This is a genomic window from Microbacterium sp. BF1 (assembly GCF_019279095.1).
GTDB lineage: Bacteria > Actinomycetota > Actinomycetes > Actinomycetales > Microbacteriaceae > Microbacterium > Microbacterium maritypicum.
Genome location: NZ_JAGYWT010000674.1, coordinates 1 through 1,064 on the forward strand (window position 1 = coordinate 1; position 1,064 = coordinate 1,064).

The following is a 1,064-nucleotide window of genomic DNA, read 5'->3' on the forward strand; positions in this document are numbered from 1 at the left end:
GCTGCGCTCCCAGAACGCGTCGAGCCACTCCCGCTGACGGCGGAACACGGTCTCGACGCCCTCGTCCGCCGCGCGGTCGAGGGAGCGGCGGCAGCGGTCGACCAGCTCACGCGGAGGCACGCCTCGTGACGTGTGGTAGCTCACGAGCTTGGTGACGGTGATCGGCACCCCAGCCTTCGCCTGCACGCGGAACACGTTCTTGGCGATGTCGGCCTCGATGAGCGTGCGGGCGTTGTACTCGTTCTCGGTCTCGACGACGTGATCCGCGACCACGGCGACGGTCATCCCCGAGTCGGCGACACGGTACGACAGGGCCGAGCGCAGCCCGTCCTGCCAGTGCTCAGCGGGCTCCAGAACGCGATCGGCGATCTTCTCGGCCTTGCGCGGGTCGAATGCCGCGGCCTTCGTGCCGATCGGTGTGCCCGCATAGACACCGGCACCGTCCTGCCGGTTGAGCAGCTGGCAGCTGATCGTGACCGGGGCATCGGAGTTCTCCACCACGACCTCGAGTCGCAGCACCGCGAGGTGGCGCTCCTCGAAGCTCACGATGCGCTCGTCGCGCATGCGCACGCGCTTTCCCGACGGAGTCTCCCAGACCACGAGACGTTCCAGCACACCGGTGCGCAGATCGAGCGTGCGCCGGTACTCGCGCACGTCGGCGTCGTCGAGCGAGACGGGCTCGTCGTCGACGTACACGCGCATGACCTTCGCGTCGGGGGCGTTGACGATCGTCTGCCCGACCTCCGCGAAGCCGTAGGCCTGCTCGGCGTGACGGATCGGCCAGGTCTCGTGCAGGCCGTTGATGAACGTCCCGTGCTCCTGAGCGCCGCGGCCCTCGATGTGGTTGCCGCGCAGGCCGAGGTAGCCGTTGCCGACGGAGAACAGCGTCTCGCCGACGCCCTCCTCCGAGTAGTGCGTGTCGATCAGACGCCACGGGTCGACGGGGAAGCGGTCGCGGTCGATCATGCGGTCTCCGGGATGTCGTTGCGGGAAGCGGGAAGGAACACGTCGAGGTCGTCGACCACGACGGTGGCGCCGGCGGCACGCAGGGCGTCGGCGCCCGC

General features: G+C 69.4%; 1 pseudogene. It reads right to left on the minus strand.

The window, feature by feature from the left end:
• Positions 1–966, minus strand: a pseudogene (locus KZA10_RS15930) (glycoside hydrolase family 65 protein); the annotation flags it as partial.
• Positions 967–1,064 lie beyond the last annotated feature (98 nt).